This is a genomic window from Acidisoma cellulosilyticum (assembly GCF_020621385.1).
Classification (GTDB): domain Bacteria; phylum Pseudomonadota; class Alphaproteobacteria; order Acetobacterales; family Acetobacteraceae; genus Acidisoma; species Acidisoma cellulosilyticum.
In genome coordinates, this window is the sequence record NZ_JAESVA010000010.1 from 1 (window position 1) to 17,102 (window position 17,102).

Consider the following 17,102-nt stretch of genomic DNA (forward strand, 5'->3'; position numbering starts at 1 on the left):
CCACCAGACCTCGATGCCCTTCAGGGCGTAGCAGAGACCCTGGACATCGAGTGAGGTGTTCTCGGCCAGCATTTCCGCGGGACCGGTGCGCCGGATGTGCGGCGGCTGCCCAGGCAACCCCACAACCACATATCGCGTGCGTCCATCGAGCGGGGGTAGGACGATGCAGCCGTCTTGGCCGATCTGACCATTTGCCGAGTACGAACCGGTGCGCCGGATCTGCGGTAGGACTTCGCCCGTGACCCATCTCCGGAACGCCCTCGCCTGCGGTTTCCGTGACTTGAAGATCAGGACATACAGGGCGCTCTCGGTAATGAGGTTGACGGTCTGCTCCCCGCCAGGGGTGTCTATAGTGCTTACCCCCCTCTCGTCGGGATCAAGGGATTTTACCATCATCCGCGAGTTGGTCAGCTCCAACGCATCGCAGACTTCAGATGCCACGAACCAGGTCGATCCGGCGATATAAAAGGCCCGAACCAAGGTTCCCTGGAAGCGATATTCGCCGATCACGGCTTCCCGAAGGTCCACCTTCTCATCCGGAGTGGCGCCATTAACCCCTTGATCTAGTGGTCCTTCGGTTAATCCACTCTGCGCCAATTTCTGGCTGTTCCTAGAAGCATGTTCGCGTTTCATTCCGACTTTCTCCGGGCTCCCCGGAAACCTTTTTCCGGTTTTCGGAAATCATTTTCCCGCGAACAAATGCGAACGGCGACCTCTTAGAGACGATCGCGGAGCTGTGAACGGTCGGGCCGGCAACGCGATCACGCGCCCGTTACCTTCCGGAAGCCCGAACAAAAAGCACCGATGGTGCATTGGTCCATATATCCCACTTTGCTGTCCCGTTTCCGTCCCGCTTGTGTCGCGTTAGCGTCCCGCTTCTGTCCCGTTCGCGGGAGCGCGGGACGCAAAAAAGAATGCCGTTCGCAGAATCACGCTTCAGCCTGGGGGCATGACAGTGCGAAGACGCGACACCCAAGCGATCCTGAAGACGGTCAAGCGCAGCGAGCGACGCTCGCCGCTTTTCCGCTGGATGGTCAAGCACCACGACGAGTTGGTTGAGGCCTCGCGGCTCGAGCGCTTTCATTGGCCGAGCTTCTGCGCCGAGGCGGCGAAACGGGGCCTGACCGACACGCAGGGACAGCCCCCCACCCCCGAGACCGCTCGCAAGACATGGGCGCGCGCGAGGAAGGCGTATCAGGAGGGTCAAGTCTTGGCGGCGGCAAAGCCGCCCCGCCCGAAGCCCCCTTCCCGCTTTCCGAAGGACTGGTCGCCGACCGTCTTACGGGAACAGGAGATCCCGGTCCCGGCCTATCTCAGGCCGGCCGGGGCAGAGGTGCCCCCGTATCTGAGACCGCCGAGCACGGCGGCCTCAGTGCCAGCACCATTCCATCCCCCGCCGCTGCCGGCGACGACCGCAGGGCCGGCCGGCAGCGAAATCGTAACAGGGCGCCCCAAGCGGGGATCGATGGCTGCTGCCTTGGACAAGCTTGGGGAAGGCGACTGGTGGCTGGGCGACGGGCGTCGGAGGCCGCGGAGTGATGAGCGTTGAAGAGAGTTAAACCCGAGAGGAGAGAGACTATGCCTGATGGACATGTGAAGCCGGTGGATCGGTTGCCGATCCTGTGGATTGCCTTGGGGCGGCAGCGGGTCGGGAAGACCGCGATGCTGAACACGGCGGTCCAGTATTTCAGGGCGAACGGGAACCCGATCCGGGTCTGGAACGCGGATCAGCAGAACCGGAGCCACACGCTCTCGGTTTTTTTTCCGGATGCCGAGACGGTGCCCAATTCCGGGATCGAGGATGGCAAGGCTTGGATCGAGGGGCGCCTCGAGGACCTGATCCAGCACCGGTATGACGCGGTGCTGGATGTCGGTGGCGGCGCGACCGGCTTTTCGCGGCTGGTTCAAGAGGTCCCCCTGCTTGAGGCGATCGAGGGGAGCGCCGTGCGGGTAGTCGGGCTATTCTGCATCGGCCCGGAAACCGCCGACCTGGACTATTTGGAGCTGTTCGCTGAGACGGACATGTTCATGCCAAGCGCCTCGGTCATCGTGCTGAACAGCGGCCTGGTCCTGTCCGGCCGCTCGACGAAGGGTGCGTTCCAGCCGATCGCCGAGCATAGGGTCATCACGAAAGCGACCGACAATGGCGCTTGCGTCGCGGTCTTCCCCGCCCTGACCTGCATGTCGGCCGTGACGGATCGGGCGCTGACCTTCCAGGAAGCGATGAATGGTAAGGCGAAGCCGGGAGGAGAACCCCTGTCGCTGTTCGACCGGGCGCGGGTCAATCGGTGGTGGAGCCGCGATGTCCCGGAATTTTTCGCGAGCATCCCGCGCGATTGGCTGCCGCATGCGGCAGCCAACGGGCAGGAGAGCGAGGCAAGCTGATGGACAGCACGGGGCCGATCACGCCGGCACCTTCCGAGGGCGTAGGCCCGAAGGATTGGGTGGCTGAGTTTCGTCGCCAGACCGAGGAAGTCCGCTCGGCGGCGGCGGAGTGGGCGGTGCGCTGGAATGAACCGGAGGGCCGGTTCATTTCAGCGATGCTGGGCGCGCTGGAGATCGTGGGCAAGCTGACGGCCTCTGTTCATGGCGCGTTCGAGCAGACTTCGCGGGAAGGCCGTATTGCTGCGGAGGCCGACCTTTTGAGGGCGAAGGAGATACACCGGGCGGCGCAGCTAGCCTTGACGCAAATCCGCAATGTCGAACTGGCGGCGAAGGCCGAGCACGAAGCCGTCACCCTGCAGATGATCGACCGGACCATGCCGTTGTTCACCGAGCGGCTGGAGAGGGTGTTGGTCATTCGTGAGCAACGCTGGAACAAGGACGTGGCGCGTCGGCGGTATGCGACGGCGGGCGCGGTTGTGCTGGCAATCTTCCTCGGCGGCTACGGCCTGTCCCGATGGCAAACCCATGACACGGTGTCGCGGATGGAGGCGTGCCAGCTCCACCCTCTCCAAGCGGCCGGGCATTTATATTGTCAGATCGATGGGCAATGATTCGGCGCGCCGTTCGCAGTCATCCGCGCCAGGGTTGGTCGTCTCGAAAAGGAGGACGATCGATGCGAACAGGACAGAGGGGGTTATGGCACGCGGGCGTTGCCGTTAGCGCGCTGACAGTGGTGCTCGGGAGCGGTCTTTCCGCGATGGCGCAGGTGCCGATTCAGGTGACGCCGTATGCGTCCGAGCCCGGCGTACCGACAGTGACGATCACGAGTTCGACCAACCCGCTCGCCGGGGATGGTGACCCGACTTCGGGGACGGGGACAGGCGCCGGCACTGGAACGGGGACGAGTTCCAGCGCAGGGAGCAGCGACGCCCTGGATACGATGCTCGGGCAGTCCTGGGGTGCTCAGGCCGTGTCGGAAGCGGAGGCGGTGGGCGTCAACCCATCGGCCCTCGCGGCGACATGCGTTGTCGAGAGCGGATGCACCAATGCTGGCACAAACGGGACCGCCACGGGAGCGTTCCAGATGCAGCCGGCCGCATTCCAGGAGGGGTTGCAGACCGCGCTCGCGGCCGATCCCGCGTTGGCGTCGCAAATTGTTCAAGGCTCGGCGGGACAGAGCGACCCCGCGACCGAGGCCGTAGCCGCGTCGGGATATTTGATGCAGGCGAACACGGCGCTGGCCAGCAATGGCATAACCAACCCCACGGTGCTTGACGCGCGTGCCTATTACAATTTTGGTCCCAATGCCGGGGTACAGATAGCACAGGCGCAAGGAACCGACTTGATGAGCCAATACATCAGCCCGGCTGCGATGGCGGGAAATAATATTTCGTCAACGGAGACGGTGTCTCAGTGGCAGGCGTCGGTGAGTTCGAAGATCGGGAACGCCGCTTCACAGACGGTAATGTCGTAGGAGGTTTGAGAAATGAGCAGGAAATGGATGTTACTCGCGGCATTGGCTGCGATTGGTGTTGCTCCGGTTTCGAGCAAGGCCGCTGGACTCACCGTGCTCCGTCCGGAGCCCGGCTTGAAGTGCATGCTGCTGGATGACCAGGCTCTGCAAGCTACCGTACAGAGCCAGTTACCGCCGCTCCGCTCGGCACCATCCGCGACCGCGCCAATTGTTGGCTATCCGGCGGAGATCGTTTTCGTTCGTTGGCCGCTACAAGAGAAGGCGGGCTATGTGGTGGCCGTCAAGTTCAATGCCCAGCCGGGATGGATCGAGGCAGACAAGCTCCAACCGTGGCACGCGATGAACGGGCGTCCTGGAAAGTGCATCCCATCGTTAATGTCGAATGGGCTGCTTGGAACGCACATCGAGCAATGATCCAGCTTCGTAGGTAGAGGGGGTGTCTCAGGATGGACGACATCAGCGGCAGTGGATTGGCCAGCATGAAGCGGCGGCCGAAGCGGAGGTTCCGTCTTCGGCCGCCGTCGCCGTTCGTCTTCATGATCCTGAGCGCGGCGCTATTTCTGATCGGTGCTGCGAGCTTTAACGGGCACGGGTCGAGGGAGATGGCGGAGATCGGGGTGGGTGGCGCGGTCCTGGTGATCGCGGTGATCGCGGGGTTCATACTGTAATCTTGATCCATCACCCCGGAGAGGCCGCCAAAAAGCGCCGCTTGCGGCGCGCGGCCTCGTAGGCCCGGAGGGCGCGCGAAGCGCGGGTTGTTTCCACCAGCGCGCCCTGTTGGGACATGACGAAAAGGCCGACCCTGACCGGGCCGGCCTTTCGTGTGTCGGGGCTTAGTAGGGGAGGTCCGCCTCGGTCAGTGCCGGGGCTTCCCAGATGATGCAGGAGTGGTCGAAGTCCAGATGGTAGGTTTCGATGTGGCGGATGGTGTAGCCCTGGGCGGTGAGAGCGTCGTTGTCGGCGTGTGCGTCAATGTCCGTGGCGATGGTTCCGTTGTTGAGGTTTGTCATGTCCCGTGTCTCCGATCTTTTCAGCGGAATTGCTGATAGGCAGTGCGATCGACGGGCTTCGGGACGGGTCAACCTCCGCGGAGGGAGGACCGGAGACACGCGCAGCCACGCGCAGGCGCTACTTCAGCGCCAAGCATGGCGAGCATGGCGAGGACCGGACTGGAGCGGCCCCGAAGGGGTGCCCGCAGGGCAAGGTTGACGCGGCACGACCTTGCCCGGCGATAGACTTGAAGATCAGCAGGCGAGCTTTTGTTGGTGGGGTGGGGCTGCGCGGGTGCCGTTACCTCCCCTCCCCCGCGCCGTTCGCAATCCGATGGCCCACCCTGGCGGGATGGAGGGCCGTGGATGGGTGCTGAAACCGTAATCGAGGCATGGTTGTCCCGCTTCAAGCGCCGCCGAGAGGCCGGCGAGGTGGATGCCCAGGAGACACAGCCTGACCGCGCTGCCGCTATTGGCGCGCTGGGTGAGGCATTGGTGGCTGGGGCGCTTCGCGACATGGGTTGGCCGGTGCTGCGCAACGTCGTGCTTCGCGAGCGCGGAAGATCGACTGAAATCGACGTGATTGCGCGGGCGCCGGGCGCGCTGGTGGTACTCGAGGTGAAGACCTGGTCGGGGTTCATCCAGGGAGCGGCGCAAGCCCCATTATGTACGCGCCATGGTCGAGGCAACGAGACCGTAGCGATGCCGAATGCGGTGACTCAGAACCGCGCACATGTCACCGCCGTCGAGCGGGCGATCGGCGATCGAGAGGTGCCGGTCTGGGGTTTGGTGGTGAGTGCCGGGCACGCGCGCTTTGCTCCGGCGTTGCGGGCGCATGTTGTGCCGGCGGCGGATCTGACCGCCGTGCTGAAGGATGGCGCGCGCGGCGACCATGGGAAACGCCCGAAGATGCAACGGGCCTGGGCCGCACTCAGTCGAGAGGCGGCCCGCAGCCCCGAGCGGCAGACCGATCATATCGCTTGGCTAGTGGGGCGATCGAGACGAAAATAAATTGAGCGCAGCGCTCTACGACACGGGATGATCGTGCAATTCTGTGGATCGAAATCGCGTGGGGCGACCGGGAGGACGACCGCCGCGCAGCAGCACCCGCCCAATCAACGATCCTCTAGGATCACACCACGCCAAAGGCAAAGTGGATTGCGAGAGCCGCCCAAACCCAAACCAGCGCTATGATAGGCTCCCGCCCCTTGCGCCAGTTAAACCCAGCCTCTCGACGGCTTCGCAGATACAGCCGACCCATCTTCCAGCAACCGACCAACGTCATGAATAGGCTTATGACATTCATCGCAGCTCTAGCGTAGGGATTGGACATCACAGCTCCAGCATTCGGCAGAGAAGCGCTGCTCGGTCGAGCATCGTAGCAATCAAGCCATACACGGCAAGTTCGAACTGGTTGATCGTCGAGCCCTTCGGCCGTGGCAGTTGAGGGCCACCTACTGGCGGAACCGAGGGCGCAGCCTTCACGTCCCGGGCCAGGGCAGCGGCTGAATGCGCTCAGCAGGTAGGTGCTGGAGCATCGTATCCCAGTCGGCATAGCGCATATCTTCGGTCCAGCCGAGTTCCTTGAGAATCAACGAGCAGATCGGGCACTCCATTGCGGTGTCGATCAGGGAGCGGACGGGCTGTCTGACGTGATAATCCTGCTGCGGGCCGAATTCACCCGTGTCTTCGTCATAAACAGGACGCGTGTCTGGCTCGGCCTGAGCGAACTGGATGGCAGCCCGGAGCCTGCGCAGGAGGGCCCGCGCGTAGGCTTCGTTACATTTCTGTGTCAGCGCAAGGCGCTGTTCGGCCGTGAGATCGTCGATGTAAAAGATTCCGGCCTTTGCCTTCTCGATTGCTCCGGTCATTTTCGCCTCCATTGTTGACCATGACCTTTGCGCCGCCTTCAATCCGCTAGCCGCGCTCGGGCGGGTCTTCTGGAAGCTGTGCAGCGGCACGGGTCAAAGGCGCGTTAGCGGGACCAGAGCCACGCGCAGGCCTCGGCCGAGCATGGCGAGGACCCACCCTTTGACCCTGGTAAGCGTGCAGCTTATGACCCGCGGCCCGAGCCGGCGGATTGAGAGGGCGGGATGGCTGAGCGTGCTGTCTTTGAGGATGACAAGCTGATCGGGGAATTCGCCGAGGAGGCGATTCGGGCCTATTTCGAGGCGAGCGGCTTCACGATGCATCGCATGGGAATTGAGCATCTGCTGCCGGGCACGATCGACGCCCTCCACGAAGACCTTCTGCCGGACCCGCGTGTGGCGGGTCACAAGGACGCCATGGACCAGAATTTGGAGCTGGTTGCGCGGCTTCGCTTTCTGCCCGACTTCCTGGCGATATCGCGAGATCTCAATGCGCGTGGCGTGCGGGACATATTTCCGGTCGAGGTCAAGTTTCGGACCGAGCGGGACTTCTCCGCCGACGGATTGACGCTTCGAACCGTCCGGCTTTCTCGCAAGAGTGTCGCCGCCTACAGGGATCTTTGGCCGACGACCTTGCTTGTCGTCGTCTGTTATAGGGGCCGAAGGATTATCGGAACGCGAGTTCGAAAGCTGGTGGAGATCCCAGATGGTCGCGTTTCCATTCGGGATTCATTGTGGCGTGGAAGCTGGTTCTACAGCATCAGGTCTTGCGAGTTTCTTGAACTGCCGCGTTTCCGCCAAGGCTGCTTCGACGCTGACGGCGCAAAGGTCATCGTGGACGAGGTGATCACGTTTGCGGAAGAAGTCCGCATGTCGCGGGATTTCGATGAGATCTGAGTGCGGCCGCCTTGGGAGGCAAGTCAGCGACCTTGCCTGGCTCGTGGCCGGCCGGCGCTGGAGGGTACGATTATCTCCCGGTGCCACATGCGCAAAGGATCGTGACCCGGTGGGCCGAGACCCTTGAGGGGCTCGGAGAGCGCAGCGAGGAGAGCCTAGCTGGCACCCGCAGTCGTGCTACAGAAACGGCATGTGTTCCAATTACCAGCGCACTAAGACCTATCGGAGCTATGTGGAGGAATTCACCCACATCCGGCTGCCGCTGCGCTTTCCGGAGCCCCATGCGGCGCCGAACCTCGAGCCACAGCCCGAGGTCCGGCCGACCGTCACAGCGCCAGTCTTTCGCCGCCGCGAAGACGGGGTTGAGATGGTGAGCGCGAGGTGGTGGTTGGTGCCCTGGTGGCACAAAGGCACCCTGAAGGAATTCAAGCTGGCGACTTTTAACGCGCGCGCCGAGACAGTCGCGAAAAGTCGGACCTTCCGCGACGCCTTCAAACAGCGTCGGTGCTTGGTTGCCGCAGAAGGGTGGCACGAATGGACCGGCGAGAAGGGCCAAAAGACCAAATGGCGTTTTACGCCGAACGACGACGCGCCGATCTGCTTCGCGGGCCTCTGGGACCGCTGCGTGACGACGGATGCCGGCGAGATCGAAAGCTACACCATCATCACGCAGCCGGCCGGATCTATGCTGAACGCCTACCATGACCGGGCGCCGGTCGTGCTTCGGCAGAGCGACTGGTCAACATGGCTGGATTTGCAAGCCGATCCGCTACCGCTCCTCGGTCCTGAGAGCATCGACCAGTTCAATGTCGCCTACGTCTCCGGGCCGGAAGTGCCGTTTCGGCACGGTGATGTATGAGCATGAAATCATCTAGCATAGGGCGACCCCACAAAGGATTATCATGTCCCAAGGTGAGTTGATATCGAAGTGGTTTAGCTTAGCGGCTGATTTGAGGGATGATTGTTTGTCGCTTTTAAGTCAAACCAAGGTCGAATTGACTGAGCCGCTTGATGAGAATCCCGACCTATTCGCCTTTCTGCTCTTTTGCCGCACGATCACGAATTTCAAGGGCGCAATGAGCCTCTATCAGCAAGGTCTCATCATAGAGGCCCAAACGCTGCAGCGCTCATGTTTCGAGAATTCCATTTGGCTCAGAAGGTTGGCGCATGAAGGGCCGGCTTTCGCGAAAGCGATCTGGGATGATGGGCGATATAATGAAGCCAGCTTTGCGAGTGTGTTGGTCGCTGGGACCACGGACCTAAGCACGCGTGCCGAGATTGAAGAGCGCATCAAACTTGGGAAGGGTGGAAAACGGATCAACGCCAAAGACGGGCAATCATTGGATGGCGCCAGTGAGGACTATGCGGAATTTCGCCGGCTTAGCATGAGCGCGGCACATCCATCTTCAACAGCGCTCCTGCGGCATTTCGTGAGAGATGACACGACGGGAGAGCTGGAGATTTCTGTTGAGGTGGTCGAAGACGATGGAGAACTCGTTACGAACTTGTTCTTCACAGTTGCCGCGATGATGCACACGTTAGATTCGTTCATCGAGTGTCTGTCCTCGCCGGAGGGATTGAGTATCCGGAACGCTATGGCGGCCCGGATCGTCGAATTGCAGGCACAATCACGAATAGCCGGTTAGCGCTCACCCGCCTCGCCTGATGCTGAGCCTCACTCGATTGGCGCGTAGCGCCGGCATGCGAGGTAGCCGCGCTTTGGTGCGGTAGAGTCGGAAGGGGATTTCGTCCCGGCGGATGGGGTCATCCGTCATGGCCCTGGTCCCGCTCGAATTGATCGGCGAGTGCCAGAATGCCGTCCTCGATTTCGGGCGGTATGGTCTCCAGGGTGAAGGCCGTGCGGGCATCACCTGGCCGGTCCTTGGAGAGTTTATTAAATTCATCGATGCTCATGAGGACGAACCGGGTTCGGCGGTGGTGAATTCTCGCATGACGCCTCTCCATCCAGAATATCCATATTACACGCTCGGACTGTGGTCTAGGCGGTCGGCGGGGCTCTGGGGAGCCTCGACGAGTCTCGGCAGCGAGACGGGCAACGATGTTGCCATGGCAAGGGAGTCCTGCATCTTCGGACCTGCGACTGAGCCAGCCCTGTTGCGCTATAGGTGGCACTTTGTTGGGGGAGATGGTCATCCATCTCCCCCGTCTGACGCGCGTCTGCGCGGCGGGAGACGCCAAGGTTGTTCGGCGTCGCGAAACCTAAGCAGGTCCGCTGTCCGCGGCCTCTCGGCGAGCCTGCTCAGAGGGATGTCATGTTTGGCTTCCTTTTCGAGATGAGGCTGTGAACCAGGCGCGCAGCGCCGGCATGCGAGGTAGCGGCGCCGGGCTGCGGGAGGCTGTGGGGCGAAGCCCTGCAGGCGAGCGGCCCTGCGCTGCGCACGCGAGCGTGCCCCACTCCTTGAATCCACCCCCCAAAAGGCCGGCCGAAGCTGGAACGCAGAAAACGCCGGCCCCGCGAGGGAACCGGCGCTTTGGTGTGGCAGAGTCAGAAGGGGATTTCGTCCCGATCGAGTTCATCGACGGGCGGGCGGCCGCCGACACCGACCGGCTCGCGATCGTCCTCGCGGCGGCTCTGGCGATTGGTGGAGGGCGCATCGAGCAGGACCAGCTCACCGGCGTAGTTTTCAAGGTGGATTTCGGTCGTGTAGCGCTCGTTGCCGGCGTTATCGACCCATTTGCGGGTCCGCAGCTTGCCTTCGAGGTCGAGCTTGCTGCCTTTGGTGACGTATTTCTCGACGATCTTCACCAGGCCCTGGTTCCAGACCACGATGCGGTGCCATTCGGTGCGCTCGACCCGCTCGCCGCTGTTGCTGTCGCGCCAGCTATCGCTGGTGGCGAGGGAGAAGCTTGCGACGCGGTTGCCGTTGCTGACGGTGCGGATCTCGGGGTCGATGCCGACGTGGCCGAGCAGGTTCACTTTGTTCTTCGATCCAGCCATCTTCTTCACTCCTAAAAACCTTCGGAGGTGAGCCGGCGGCGCCGGTTCCGACCTCTCGGGGTGCGGTCGATGGGACTGGCCAGGAGCGTGCGGAAATCCCTGAGAACGGCAGTGGTGCGGGAGCGCAGCGACCCGGTGCCGTTCGAACCGGAGGCGCTTTGCCCGTCAGAACAGGCGCCTTGGCGCCTGGACGGCAAAGCGGGGATTGAAGCGCCAGCGACGGCCGGTCTAGACCGCAGCACCCTCCCGAGAGGTCCAGAACCGCGTCACCGTCTCCCTCCCGTTCGGGTCCAAAGGAGTGAGGTTGGGTGGTCTCGAGAAGACCAGCGTGCAGCTCGACCCCATGACGGCTCGACCGGGCTCCGTCTCTCACCGCCAATGGATCCGGGCGAGCGCCCTCCCTGTCGCCGGCGCCGGCCGCGAGAGACTGGGCACAGCGGCGCCCGGTGCCCCGCATGGCAATGCCGAACGTGGGCGTGGCCGGCGGCCGGAAGGTTCGCGGAGAGATCGCCGCCAAGGGCGATCGCAATACGAAGGCATGCCGGGCGCGCCCCGACGATGCCCCGGCCGAAAGCGGTTCCGACCGAAGAAAATCTTCGATCCGCGCTGTACGGCTGGGAATGATCGTGCGATTCTGCTGAATCGAAAGTCGCACGAGGGGATCAGGAGAATGCAGGATCGGTTCGTCATGCTGCGGGCGGTGAACACCGAGCGGAATGTGAACCGTTCCTGGGTCTGCCGCATCGAGCGGGATCTGTTCGGGGCGTGCGTGGTGAGCGTGACCTTCGGGCGGGCCGGGACGAGTGGCCGGACGATCTGCCGCATGGTTCCGGACGACGCTGCGGCCGACCGATTTCTGGCGAGTGCGATGACCCGCCGCCGGGGGTCAATGAAGCGCTGCGGCGCTGCCTATCGCATCATCGAAATGCGCGGCTTTGACGGCGGAGATTCAGAGATCGCGAAGGTCTTGCGCGAAGGATCGTTACCGGAACGGCCGAGACCCGCAGGGGCTCGGTGAGCGCAGCGAATAGAGCCTGGCCCGGAGCGGAGCGAAGGGACGCGCCCTAGTGGTCAAAATCTGACACTTGGTACCCAAACGCGAGATGTTCACTTGCGCTCAATTGCGGTCGTTCAAGACCGACCGACACTCATCGGAAAGCGCTCATTCCGAACCCACTCATCAGCCAATGATCCGAGCCTCCTGCACATAGCCGAAGGCGCCCTTGCCCGACCAAGCTCGTCCGTCAGGATAGCGCAATTCTATTCCGGCGAGGTCCTTCTCATCCGCCAAACGCATATTGACGCCCATCTGGACGTTGCCGAACTTCGATACGGCGCTTGCGGTCAAATTAAAATGTGTTGTTGAACCACAATTTGGACAGAAATGGATTTCTGCAGCCGGGTCTTCCTTGTCTTCCCGGCTATATCCCTTCGTCGTTCCCACGACGCTGACTTCCGACGGATGGGAATAGGCCCAGCGGGCGCCCGATTTGCTACAAAGCGTGCAGTTGCATTCGTTGATGAAGTCCGGTCGCTTTGGGATTTCGATGCGGACTTGGCCGCAGAGGCAGGAGAGCTTCAACATCGTCATTATCCTCAGCAGAGCCTCTCGCTTGGTAGAGGTCGTTCGATTTCCACATTCATCACGCTTCCGGCTCGGCCGCGCCAGTGTACCAAGCGTCAGGTTTTTACCACTAGCCCCTGTAAAAACCCAAACCGGCGGGAGTTCAACCAGTCGCGACAAGCATTTTGCCAACGTCGGCCAAGAAGAACACTCCGCGCGCGGCATCGAATTCAAACTGTGTTCCGCATGCCGAGCATATGGCGTAGATGTGGCGCACCAGGCGAAACCGAATAGTAGGATGGGTGCGCAAGATGGCCACATGTTGGCTCCAGGCGGCATCGGCGCGCTGCAACGATGCGGCGCCCAGTATTACCCCACAATGGTCACACCGGGTATTTTCAGCGCTGGCGCGGATGCGTCGCTGGTCGCGGCCGTGCTGAATGATTGCGATCGGAAAGAGTATTGGGAGAGCGACTGCAACGCCGATCGTCGTCAGGACGAAGACCGCTTTATTCATGCCGACCCACTTGCCGCGGCGAACAGCATGACGATTATCGACCCGGAGGCCAGCCTGCTGTGAGAAATCCGCAGAACCATTGCCAGCTCTCAGGCAAGCTTACGCTTGCCGGTTATCCTGATCGGTGAAATCGATACCGTCGTAGAATTCGGAGACGGGGATTTCGATGCTGATTTCGGGCATACGGAGGATGTCGTCGGCGGTCAGGACGGTCGTTTTCCAGACCTCATCGGATGATTGCCTGTCGAGCACCATCAAGCCAATGCTGGATGACTCGACAATGACGTAACGGCGGATGGAAGGGACGGCGGCGTATTCGCGGACCTTGATGATGCGATCGATGTGGTCGGAGCCGGGACCAACGACTTCGAAGACCATGCCGGCGGCGGAAACCAGGTATGCCGCTGCGTCTACTTGTGAGCACGTGACGAGGGCGTCGGGGTAACGCACGGCTTTGTTGATTGTTTGGACTCCCACGCCGAGGCGGAAGGCCTGACATGGACTGCCGCGCAGGCGTTTATCCAATGCGTAGGCGATGTTGCCGCCTATGAGGCTATGGCCAACGGTCCAGCCGGGTATGGCGACGGGCTGGCACCCATCGAATTCGTATCCGATGTCCCGGGCTTGGGCCCAGGGGAAGAAGTCTTCTTGTGTCGAAGGTTCCCCCCCAGGCGCCCTGTGAGTGCCGGGTGCCATTAAGCGCTCGCCACCTCATCGTCGGGGAAAGTCATGCCGTCGTAGAATTCGGCGACGGGAATCTCGATGCCGATTTCGGGCATCCGGAGGATATCATCCTTGGTGAGGGGAGCAGCGCGCCACATCTCGTCTGAACCGGAGCGCTCGAACACGGTCAGGGCGATGGTTGTTGATTCGAGGATGACGTAGCGGCGAATGGACGGGATCGCGGCGTATTCACGGAGTTTGACGATGCGGTCGATGCGGCTTGACGAGGGGCTGATGACCTCGAAGACGACGACGACACCGGGGACGAGGTATCCTTCTCCCTCAACCTTCGAGCAGGTGACGAGCGCGTCGGGATACCGAACTGCCCTTCCGGCCGTCTCGACGCCGGCGTTAGGTCCGAGTGGTTCGCATGGTCCGTTGCCGAGGCGGGCGTCGAGGCTGCGGTTGAGTTTCCGGGTTATGCGGTCGTGATTGATGGTGCCGCCTGTCATGGCGACGGGCTGGAAACCGTCGAATTCGTACCGCGGCTCCTGGCGTTCCGCCCAGGAGAAGAACTCTTCCTGTGTCCATGCTTTGCGAAGGGGCGCGTTCATGGGCTCAGTATTAGCATGGGCTGGCATGTTTGGCTTCCTTTTCGAGAACTGGAAATGAAATCAGGCGCGTAGCGCCGGCATGCGAGGCAGCGGCGCTGGTCTGCGCAGGCTGTGGGGCGAAGCCCTGCAGGCGAGCGGGCCTGCGCTGCGCGCCCGAGCGTGCCACCTCTGCGGTTGGGCGTCCTCATGGGTCGCCTGGTAGAGTGCCCTGGAAATGGCCGCACGCGTTGCAGCGCAGGCCGCGGTAGATGTTGATCGAGCCTTCCGCGACCTCGTGGCGCCAGGCGAAGGCTTGGGCAGGGCAGTTCGGGCAGGGCTGGTGCCAGGTGGCGCTTTCGAGTTCGAAGCCCTCGGGCTCGACGGTGGCGCTTGGGCCATAGACGAAGCTGGACATGGGGGTCTCCTTCGTGAAGCGGAAAAGGCGGGGACCCGAAGGCCCCCGCCTGCCCTTCTCAGCCCAGGGCGTCCATCTGGGCGGCTGTGGCCTGGGCGCTAACGCTGCGGGACGGTGCGGTCGGGGCCACGTAGGGCTTCCATTCCTCGCCGGTCAGCTCCTTGAAGGCGTGAACGGCGCCGGACGCTGCCGCGTAGAGGGCGAAGGCGGTGAGGCCGGACTGGGCGGCGAATTCGCGGGCGCGTGCCGCTCTGCTGTCGAACCCGGACACGCCGTCCCGATCTTCGTCCCGATCCTCATTGGCGAGCTTCATGGTCAGCTCGCGGGCGACCGTGACCTTGTTGGAGTAGAAGGTGGCGGCGCCGTGGGCGGAACCGACGAAGGCGCCGACGATGCGCTGGAGGTGGATCTTCAGGGCTGTCTCGTTGACGGTGGGGTGCAGGGCCTTGGCGGACAGGGTGAACTGCTCATCGGTGGCTTCGCACACGCTGTCGAAATCGACCGGATCGAGGCCGAAGGCGGCGCTCAGCTTATCGGCCTGGACGGGGGTTGGGGTGAGAAGGGCGACGAGTTCGAGGGTGATCGGCTGTTGCGTTTGCGGGGCGCGAGCGGGCTGGGAAGCGGACTTCTGAGCGTTCTTCTGGGCCATCTGACTGATCTCTCTACAAAGCCGGGGGATTGCAGAACCCGATGTCCTGCTCTTCCGCCTCGGTGCGGATCGACCAGGCCGGGTAAGGTGAGGGCTGCACCCCTGAAGGACGGCAGTGGTGCGGGAGCGCAGCGACCCGGTGCCGTCCGAACCGGAGGCGCTTCGCCCGTCAGAACAGGCGCGCATGCGCCTGGACGGCGAAGCGGGGGTAAGCGGCCCGAGACGGCCGGCCTAGATCAGCGCAACCGAAGGCCGGAAAGCAGGCTTTGGGTCTGTGAATCCCTTCCCCCGGCTGTTGTGAGATGGGAGATGGCCATGGAACGCTTGGGTAGCAGTCCGCTCCCTGCCCGCCCCGGCCCGAACAACAGCACGACACCACCCCGGGCTAGGCGCTCACCCCACCCGGCCCTGGCGGAGGCGACGCCGCCCCTTAAGCCCGCAATCCGGTTCCGATCGACAGCATCGAAGCCTCGGAGCGAGGACGCCCCGCCGAGGGACCGACCTTGCCAACGAGACGGCCTGTGGCCACCCCCGCCAGATGTCGGGCTTCCCGACCGGATCGCCCGGAGATAGCCGCCACCCCAACAAGGATACCGCGGCCGAGGGCCCGAAGCTCGCGGTGCAGGATCGGGTATCGGGAACGAGGGCTTGGGCGACGGCAACGCCGCCGCTGCCCGCGATGCCAAGCCCGGAGTAGTCCATCGCAGCCCGTGCCGCTGCCGGCTCTGACACCAGGCCACACGGGGTAGACCCCTGGCAAAAGAGAAGCCTCGCTGGCCCCTGCGCCGTCTTGCTGTCAGCGGCAGCCACGGACGCGGAGGATGCGCGGTGGGATGGGCTGGCGTGGGCGCCAGGCCCCGCTGTTGTCAGGTGGGAGACGGCCGCAAGCCCGTCGCGGCCGCAAGGCCATCGTCCGATCCGAAGGAGCGGACCTGAACGCGATCTCGGCCAGGGATGACTGGACGACAGAAACCGGCGCGGCATCGAGCCGCGCCGGTGAAGACCGGCAAAGCCGGTCAGGCCGTGCGACGCTTGCGTGCGTGACGGTTGTCGTTGGCTGGAGATTCAAAGGATTTCTTGTAGTGCAGCTCCATCTTGATGAACGGCGGGATGGCGATGGTGACACCGAACGTCAGTTCGGCCTTCCGGAAGAGAGGGCTGAACAGGCGATGGAAGTAGCGGGCAACGCGGCGGCTCATATTGGCGAGTGCTTCAACGGTTGTAGTCATGATCGGCTCCTTTGGGTGACTTGCGAATTGCGGAGGCGATCAACGGACCGGATAGAGCCTGTTGGCACCCGTTAGGGGCGCAACGGAGAGGAGCACCGCGCAGCGGTTGCCAATAGGCGGCCGGGCCGTAGCCTCACCGCATTAGAATTCGCAAATCCACCCAAAGGAGTCGGTCATGACGGGCAGCACCTCGGCAAGTTGGGACTCGAAAATGCTGCGAAAAGAATCAGTTCCGGACTCTCTTTCGGACGGTTAGAAAAGCGAGACATTACAATAGTTTGTAGTTGCAATCAGCAAGAAATACTATATATTGAATCTCAGACACTTTGTAGGAGGTTCCCATGGCAGATGATCTCTTGCCCGGAACGACCAATGTGGTGCGCTTCCCGGTGGAGGAGCGCGGTCGTCCGACACTGGACTTGATGCGGTTGCTGGCACCCGATGTCCGCACACTCGACATGCTCGCGGGCGCCTATGACCTCGATCTGCCGATGATGGATTTTCGGGATCGCGTCGATGAGGAGGCGGCCGAGCACATCCTCAATCATCTCGACTCCGAACCGGGTGCGCGACGGAACGTACAGCTCCGCGCGATGCTGGATCCGCTGGTGGCAACCGCGGTCGAAGCCGCGCGCTCTGCGCGACGCGCCTGGTCGGCCGTGGGTGAAGGCCGCCGCCAGCTCACACAGGCGAAACGCGATAGCGGCTTCTGGTTGCAGGCGCTCGAGGAGCGGCTGAACGAACAGGAGCGCCGGGCGGCAGAGGCCACGATCGAGGCGCATCTTCGCGCCGAGGAAGCCGAGGGTGTCGCGCGCGCTGTGCATCTGGCGCAGGAAGGCCAGATGTGGTTGCCGCGTGACGTGGCCGCCGACATGGATGCCCTGCTCGCGAGCTAGTCCC

Annotated in this window: 24 protein-coding genes; 13 read left to right on the plus strand and 11 right to left on the minus strand. The window is 62.8% G+C overall.

What is annotated here, in order from left to right:
* On the minus strand, positions 1–633 hold a 633-nt coding region (locus tag ACELLULO517_RS21775; protein ID WP_227309539.1), incomplete at its 3' end, for a BRO-N domain-containing protein.
* A 945-nt stretch (positions 634–1,578) separates the two neighbouring features.
* On the opposite strand from ACELLULO517_RS21775, the gene ACELLULO517_RS21780 reads away from it, so the two are divergent.
* The 5 genes from ACELLULO517_RS21780 to ACELLULO517_RS21800 all read left to right on the plus strand — a co-directional run bounded on the left by ACELLULO517_RS21780 (position 1,579) and on the right by ACELLULO517_RS21800 (position 4,527).
* Entirely contained in the window at positions 1,579–2,385 is an 807-nt protein-coding gene (locus ACELLULO517_RS21780) for an FAD-binding oxidoreductase (RefSeq protein WP_227309540.1), read from the plus strand.
* Entirely contained in the window at positions 2,385–2,996 is a 612-nt protein-coding gene (locus ACELLULO517_RS21785) for a hypothetical protein (RefSeq protein ID WP_227309541.1), read from the plus strand. Before ACELLULO517_RS21780 ends, ACELLULO517_RS21785 begins: the two co-directional genes overlap by 1 nt.
* Before the next feature lie 62 nt (positions 2,997–3,058).
* Positions 3,059–3,859, plus strand: coding sequence for a hypothetical protein (locus tag ACELLULO517_RS21790; protein ID WP_227309542.1), 801 nt, complete (start codon positions 3,059–3,061; stop codon positions 3,857–3,859).
* A 12-nt stretch (positions 3,860–3,871) separates the two neighbouring features.
* On the plus strand, positions 3,872–4,273 hold the full coding sequence (locus ACELLULO517_RS21795; protein WP_227309543.1) for a hypothetical protein: 402 nt from the start codon (positions 3,872–3,874) through the stop codon (positions 4,271–4,273).
* 32 nt (positions 4,274–4,305) lie between these two features.
* Entirely contained in the window at positions 4,306–4,527 is a 222-nt protein-coding gene (locus ACELLULO517_RS21800) for a hypothetical protein (RefSeq protein WP_227309544.1), read from the plus strand.
* A 165-nt stretch (positions 4,528–4,692) separates the two neighbouring features.
* Here ACELLULO517_RS21800 and ACELLULO517_RS21805 read toward each other — a convergent pair whose 3' ends face one another.
* The gene (locus tag ACELLULO517_RS21805; RefSeq protein WP_227309545.1) at positions 4,693–4,869 is read right to left on the minus strand and encodes a hypothetical protein; all 177 of its coding nucleotides are present in this window, start codon (positions 4,867–4,869) and stop codon (positions 4,693–4,695) included.
* A gap of 345 nt (positions 4,870–5,214) precedes the next feature.
* Here ACELLULO517_RS21805 and ACELLULO517_RS21810 point away from each other — a divergent pair, with 345 nt between their 5' ends.
* Entirely contained in the window at positions 5,215–5,859 is a 645-nt protein-coding gene (locus ACELLULO517_RS21810; RefSeq protein WP_227309546.1) for a nuclease-related domain-containing protein, read from the plus strand.
* A gap of 470 nt (positions 5,860–6,329) precedes the next feature.
* Here the strand turns inward: ACELLULO517_RS21810 and ACELLULO517_RS21815 are convergent, their stop codons facing one another.
* The gene (locus tag ACELLULO517_RS21815) at positions 6,330–6,719 is read right to left on the minus strand and encodes a hypothetical protein (RefSeq protein WP_227309547.1); all 390 of its coding nucleotides are present in this window, start codon (positions 6,717–6,719) and stop codon (positions 6,330–6,332) included.
* Positions 6,720–6,941: 222 nt separating this feature from the next.
* Here ACELLULO517_RS21815 and ACELLULO517_RS21820 point away from each other — a divergent pair, with 222 nt between their 5' ends.
* The 3 genes from ACELLULO517_RS21820 to ACELLULO517_RS21830 all read left to right on the plus strand — a co-directional run bounded on the left by ACELLULO517_RS21820 (position 6,942) and on the right by ACELLULO517_RS21830 (position 9,259).
* Positions 6,942–7,613, plus strand: coding sequence for a hypothetical protein (locus tag ACELLULO517_RS21820; protein WP_227309548.1), 672 nt, complete (start codon positions 6,942–6,944; stop codon positions 7,611–7,613).
* 190 nt (positions 7,614–7,803) lie between these two features.
* On the plus strand, positions 7,804–8,472 hold the full coding sequence (locus ACELLULO517_RS21825; RefSeq protein ID WP_227309549.1) for an SOS response-associated peptidase: 669 nt from the start codon (positions 7,804–7,806) through the stop codon (positions 8,470–8,472).
* Positions 8,473–8,515: 43 nt separating this feature from the next.
* Complete coding sequence (locus ACELLULO517_RS21830; RefSeq protein WP_227309550.1) at positions 8,516–9,259, plus strand: DUF5677 domain-containing protein; 744 nt, start codon at positions 8,516–8,518, stop codon at positions 9,257–9,259.
* 118 nt (positions 9,260–9,377) lie between these two features.
* Here the strand turns inward: ACELLULO517_RS21830 and ACELLULO517_RS21835 are convergent, their stop codons facing one another.
* Positions 9,378–9,527 carry a hypothetical protein gene (locus ACELLULO517_RS21835; protein ID WP_227309551.1) on the minus strand — a complete coding sequence of 50 codons (150 nt, stop codon included), beginning with the start codon at positions 9,525–9,527 and terminating at the stop codon, positions 9,378–9,380.
* 592 nt (positions 9,528–10,119) lie between these two features.
* A complete protein-coding gene (ssb, locus tag ACELLULO517_RS21840; protein ID WP_227309552.1) occupies positions 10,120–10,572 on the minus strand; it encodes a single-stranded DNA-binding protein in 453 nt (150 codons plus the stop codon).
* A gap of 455 nt (positions 10,573–11,027) precedes the next feature.
* On the opposite strand from ssb, the gene ACELLULO517_RS21845 reads away from it, so the two are divergent.
* Both ACELLULO517_RS21845 and ACELLULO517_RS21850 read left to right on the plus strand, forming a co-directional pair.
* A complete protein-coding gene (locus tag ACELLULO517_RS21845; protein WP_227309553.1) occupies positions 11,028–11,213 on the plus strand; it encodes a hypothetical protein in 186 nt (61 codons plus the stop codon).
* A 29-nt stretch (positions 11,214–11,242) separates the two neighbouring features.
* Entirely contained in the window at positions 11,243–11,590 is a 348-nt protein-coding gene (locus ACELLULO517_RS21850) for a WGR domain-containing protein (protein ID WP_227309554.1), read from the plus strand.
* A gap of 162 nt (positions 11,591–11,752) precedes the next feature.
* On the opposite strand, the gene ACELLULO517_RS21855 is transcribed toward ACELLULO517_RS21850, so the two are convergent.
* Positions 11,753–12,157: a GFA family protein gene (locus ACELLULO517_RS21855; protein ID WP_227309555.1), complete on the minus strand. Its 405-nt coding sequence runs from the start codon at positions 12,155–12,157 to the stop codon at positions 11,753–11,755.
* 277 nt (positions 12,158–12,434) lie between these two features.
* Here ACELLULO517_RS21855 and ACELLULO517_RS21860 point away from each other — a divergent pair, with 277 nt between their 5' ends.
* Positions 12,435–12,716, plus strand: coding sequence for a hypothetical protein (locus ACELLULO517_RS21860; protein WP_227309556.1), 282 nt, complete (start codon positions 12,435–12,437; stop codon positions 12,714–12,716).
* A gap of 36 nt (positions 12,717–12,752) precedes the next feature.
* Here the strand turns inward: ACELLULO517_RS21860 and ACELLULO517_RS21865 are convergent, their stop codons facing one another.
* The 5 genes from ACELLULO517_RS21865 to ACELLULO517_RS21885 form a co-directional block, all read right to left on the minus strand.
* Positions 12,753–13,349, minus strand: coding sequence for a Uma2 family endonuclease (locus tag ACELLULO517_RS21865; RefSeq protein WP_227309557.1), 597 nt, complete (start codon positions 13,347–13,349; stop codon positions 12,753–12,755).
* Positions 13,349–13,930 (minus strand): Uma2 family endonuclease, encoded by a 582-nt coding sequence (locus ACELLULO517_RS21870; RefSeq protein ID WP_227309558.1) that lies wholly within the window; start codon positions 13,928–13,930, stop codon positions 13,349–13,351. The genes ACELLULO517_RS21865 and ACELLULO517_RS21870 overlap by 1 nt, the downstream gene beginning before the upstream one ends.
* A 184-nt stretch (positions 13,931–14,114) precedes the next feature.
* Positions 14,115–14,324 (minus strand): hypothetical protein, encoded by a 210-nt coding sequence (locus ACELLULO517_RS21875; RefSeq protein WP_227309559.1) that lies wholly within the window; start codon positions 14,322–14,324, stop codon positions 14,115–14,117.
* A 58-nt stretch (positions 14,325–14,382) separates the two neighbouring features.
* Positions 14,383–14,973, minus strand: coding sequence for a hypothetical protein (locus ACELLULO517_RS21880; RefSeq protein WP_227309560.1), 591 nt, complete (start codon positions 14,971–14,973; stop codon positions 14,383–14,385).
* 1,016 nt (positions 14,974–15,989) lie between these two features.
* Positions 15,990–16,202, minus strand: a complete 213-nt coding sequence (locus tag ACELLULO517_RS21885; RefSeq protein ID WP_227309561.1) for a hypothetical protein — start codon at positions 16,200–16,202, stop codon at positions 15,990–15,992.
* Between the two features lie 341 nt (positions 16,203–16,543).
* Between ACELLULO517_RS21885 and ACELLULO517_RS21890 the strand changes: the two genes are divergently transcribed.
* A complete protein-coding gene (locus tag ACELLULO517_RS21890) occupies positions 16,544–17,098 on the plus strand; it encodes a hypothetical protein (RefSeq protein ID WP_227309562.1) in 555 nt (184 codons plus the stop codon).
* Positions 17,099–17,102 lie beyond the last annotated feature (4 nt).